This is a genomic window from uncultured Caballeronia sp. (genome assembly GCF_964243625.1).
Lineage (GTDB): Bacteria > Pseudomonadota > Gammaproteobacteria > Burkholderiales > Burkholderiaceae > Caballeronia.
The window spans coordinates 1-3,390 of the sequence record NZ_CAXTGZ010000642.1 but is presented as its reverse complement, the minus strand read 5'-3'; the positions used below and the strand labels follow the sequence as shown (position 1 = coordinate 3,390).

Annotated in this window: 4 protein-coding genes; 3 read left to right on the top strand and 1 reads right to left on the bottom strand. The window is 61.3% G+C overall.

All coding sequences use genetic code 11. The annotated features are described in order from the left end of the window. Nucleotides 1-648 (top strand): class II aldolase/adducin family protein (locus ACFFAR_RS28540; RefSeq protein ID WP_375508937.1); only part of this gene is annotated, 648 nt, incomplete at its 5' end. Between the two features lie 55 nt (nt 649-703). Here the strand turns inward: ACFFAR_RS28540 and ACFFAR_RS28535 are convergent. After that, nucleotides 704-1,705, bottom strand: a complete 1,002-nt coding sequence (locus ACFFAR_RS28535) for an ABC transporter substrate-binding protein (protein WP_236873680.1) — start codon at nt 1,703-1,705, stop codon at nt 704-706. Between the two features lie 199 nt (nt 1,706-1,904). Between ACFFAR_RS28535 and ACFFAR_RS28530 the strand changes: the two genes are divergently transcribed. Continuing rightward, a complete protein-coding gene (locus ACFFAR_RS28530; protein ID WP_075360158.1) occupies nt 1,905-2,669 on the top strand; it encodes a PadR family transcriptional regulator in 765 nt (254 codons plus the stop codon). Between the two features lie 29 nt (nt 2,670-2,698). Then, nucleotides 2,699-3,390, top strand: a 692-nt coding sequence (locus tag ACFFAR_RS28525; RefSeq protein WP_174364930.1) for a siderophore-interacting protein, incomplete at its 3' end; no start/stop codon positions are given.

Below are 3,390 nucleotides of genomic sequence, written 5' to 3'. Positions count from 1 at the left end.
GACCAGGGTCTCGCCGGCCACATCTCCGCCCGCGACCCCGAATGGACCGATCACTTCTGGGTCAATCCGCTTGGCCGGCACTTTTCACGCATGCGAGTTTCCGACTTGCTGCTCGTGAACAGCGAAGGCGAGATCGTCGTTGGCAAGGGGCCCGTCAATCAGGCCGCCTTTGCCATTCATGCGGCAATTCATGAAGCGCGCCCGGATATCGTTGCAGCGGCCCACACGCATTCGCTCTACGGCAAGGCTTGGTCGACGCTTGGCCGCAAGCTCGATCCGCTGACACAGGACTCGTGCTCGTTCTATCAGGATCACGAACTATTCGATGATTTCCAGGGCGTCGTGCTCGACACCAGGGAAGGCGCCCGCATTGCCGATGCACTCGGCACGAGCAAAGCGGTGATCCTGAAGAACCACGGCATCCTGACTGCCGGTCCGACCGTGGAAGCTGCAGCATGGTGGTATCTCGCGCTCGATAACGCGTGCCACACACAATTGCTCGCAGAGGCGGCCGGCACGCCCCAACCCATTCCACACGATGTCGCCGCGTTGACGCACGAGCGCGTGGGACGCCCCGGCGGTGCTCTGTTCTCGTTCCAGAGCTTGTATGAAGGGCTGGTTGAAGCGGAACCCGACTTGTTGGATTGAACAAAACACCGCGTGGATGGCCGACCCTCTCGCCGTCCACGCGCTCTTGCCTGCCTCAAGCTTTTGCAATCTGCGTATCGGCGATTGTCCGCACATCGATCCGCCTCGGCAGGATCGCATCGCGAAACGCGCTGTCCGCCACTTTCTGCAACGCCGCGATATCGTTGTCCGCAACGAACCGCTGCTTCAGCGCGGATCGTGCGGTAATCGTCCTGGCTGCATCGAGCGGAAGACGGGTCAGCGATGCATACACCCGCGCGTATTCGTCCGGATTGGCAATCGCCCAATCGCCCGCGCGCTGGAACCGCTGCAGCACATCGGCTATTGCAAGCCGCTTCAAAGGATTCGCTGCGGCCTCGCCCGACGCCGTGATAAATCCCAAGCCACTATTGATGCCCGTGCCGTCGCGCAGTACGCGCGCACCATGCTGCACGGCTGTGCCGAAGTACGGGTCGAAGGTCGCCCATACGTCAATGCTCCCCGATGCAAACGCGGTGAACGCATCGACCGGCAACACGAATCTCACCGATACATCGTTGCGCGTGAGCCCCGCCTCGGCGAGCGCGCCGTAAAGCTGGAACTGCGAAATGCTGCCGCGCGCCGACGATACGAACACCGTGCGGCCCTTGAGATCCGCGACGCTGCGCAGCTTCGAATTTGCCGGCACGAGAATGCCGAGTTGCGATCCGGAACCGACGCGCGTCGCGACGATCTTGAGCGTCGGATCGCCCACGGCCGCCGCCAGCACGGGCAGGTCTCCCGCCGGAGCGATATCGACCGCGCCGGCACGCTGCGCCTCGAACAACGGCGCGGCGCCCTGGAAATTGGCCCATTTGAACGCGTACGGCGTGCCATCGAGCACTCTTGCCGCCTCGGCGAGTGCGCGCGTGCCGCCCGCCTGATCGCCCAGGACGAGCGTGACAGAAGACAGCGCGGCATTCGCAGCCCTCGCTGAACCAGATGCAAACCCGCCGATTGCAGCGAGCGCGGGCGCGGCTGCCAACACACGCAACGTGCGGCGCCTCGCGGCAAAAAACTCGGAACCAACCATATACATGAACCTCGTGGACGAAATCAGCGTCCAGAGTAGCGACGCGCATCCACCTTGAGAATTATTCAATTCTCGTAAGGTTATGAGGCTCCCAAACCTAAGCAATGCATGGTTTCGCCGAGCAGAAAAACAAAAAAACACGTTGACTTCGTATCTTAAGATATATATCTTAAGATGTGTTTTACGATACCTACGGAGTTTCTCGATGAAACGACATCCCTTTCACACACACGATTCGGCGGCTTTCGACGGCCGTTCAGCCCTGCATTCCCTCTGGCACGCAATGAGCCGCCACCATCACCGTCATCACGGCGAAGACCGTTTCGGCGGCCGCGGCGGCCATGACGGCCTGGGTGGATCCGGCCGCGGTGGTCATGATGGATTCGGCGGCCGCGGTGGATTCGGCGGCGGCCCTGGCGGCTTCGGTGGCGGCGAAGACGGCATGCCGCGCGGTCGCAAATTCACGTCCGACGACCTTCAGCTCCTGCTGCTCGCTCTGCTCGCCGAGCAGCCGCGCCACGGCTACGAGCTGATCAAGGCGCTCGAAGTCCGGTCGAACGGTTTCTACACGCCGAGTCCGGGCATGGTGTATCCGGCGCTGACCTATCTTGAAGAACTCGGTTACGCGACCGTCGAACTGGAAGGCAACCGCAAGCGTTATGCGCTAGCGGAACCGGGTCGCGAGCATCTGACGGCCAACCGGGAACGCGTCGACATCATGTTCGCGAAACTCAGTCATTTTGCTCGCAAGATGGATTCAGTGCGCCGCGCGTTCGCTGGCGAAACTTCCGACGAAAACGGCGACGGCGACAACACCTGGCTGCCGGAATACATCCAGGCACGCCGTGCGCTAAAGCATGCACTGCTGATGCGAACCGAAGCCACCATCGCCGAACAGCGCCGCATCGCCGCCATTCTCGTACGCGCCACGGCCGAAATCGAAGGCAAGGCGACGAGTGATCCGGCTTGAAATCCACATAACGATCAAGGAAAGACAGTATGCAAAACAGACCCGATCTGGCGGTCGTGCGCGTTCGCCATGCACTCAAATTCCGCCTGCTTCAAGTCAAGCGGGTTCATCTGGTAACACCGCATCTCCTGCGCGTCACTATGGGCGGCGAAGATCTCCAGGACTTCGAATCTGCATCGTTCGATGATCACATCAAGGTCTTCTTCCCGGCTCCCGGCGAAGAAAAACCCGTGGTCCCGACGGCCGGCCCCAATGGTCCCGTCTTCGCCGAAAACCAGCCGCGACCGATCGCACGCGACTTCACGCCGCGCCGTTTTGATCGTGAGGCCCGGGAACTGGATATCGAATTCGCGTTGCACGAGGCAGGACCCGCCGCGACCTGGGCCAGACAAGCAGACGTGGGTCAGTACCTTGGCATTGGCGGCCCACGCGGTTCGTTTACCATTCCCACGGGGTTCGACTGGCATCTTCTTATAGGCGATGAAACCGCGCTGCCCGCCATCGCGCGCCGTCTGGAAGAGTTGCCTGCGGGAACCCGTGTTGCAGCGCTGATCGAAGTTGAGGATCCATCGGCAAAAATCGAATTCAGTACCAATGCGGACCTCTACGCAGAATGGCGCTACCGTAACGAATCCGAGTTTCCGGGCGGTGCGTTGTTGCTCGCACTGCGCGAAATGTATCTGCCCGATGGCGAAGGGTATGTCTGGGCAGCGGCTGAGTC

Coding starts and splice junctions, on each gene's coding strand:
- ACFFAR_RS28530 (WP_075360158.1), top strand. CDS start 1,905: ATGAAACGACATCCCTTTCACACACACGATTCGGCGGCTTTCGACGGC.
- ACFFAR_RS28535 (WP_236873680.1), bottom strand. CDS start 1,705: ATGTATATGGTTGGTTCCGAGTTTTTTGCCGCGAGGCGCCGCACGTTG.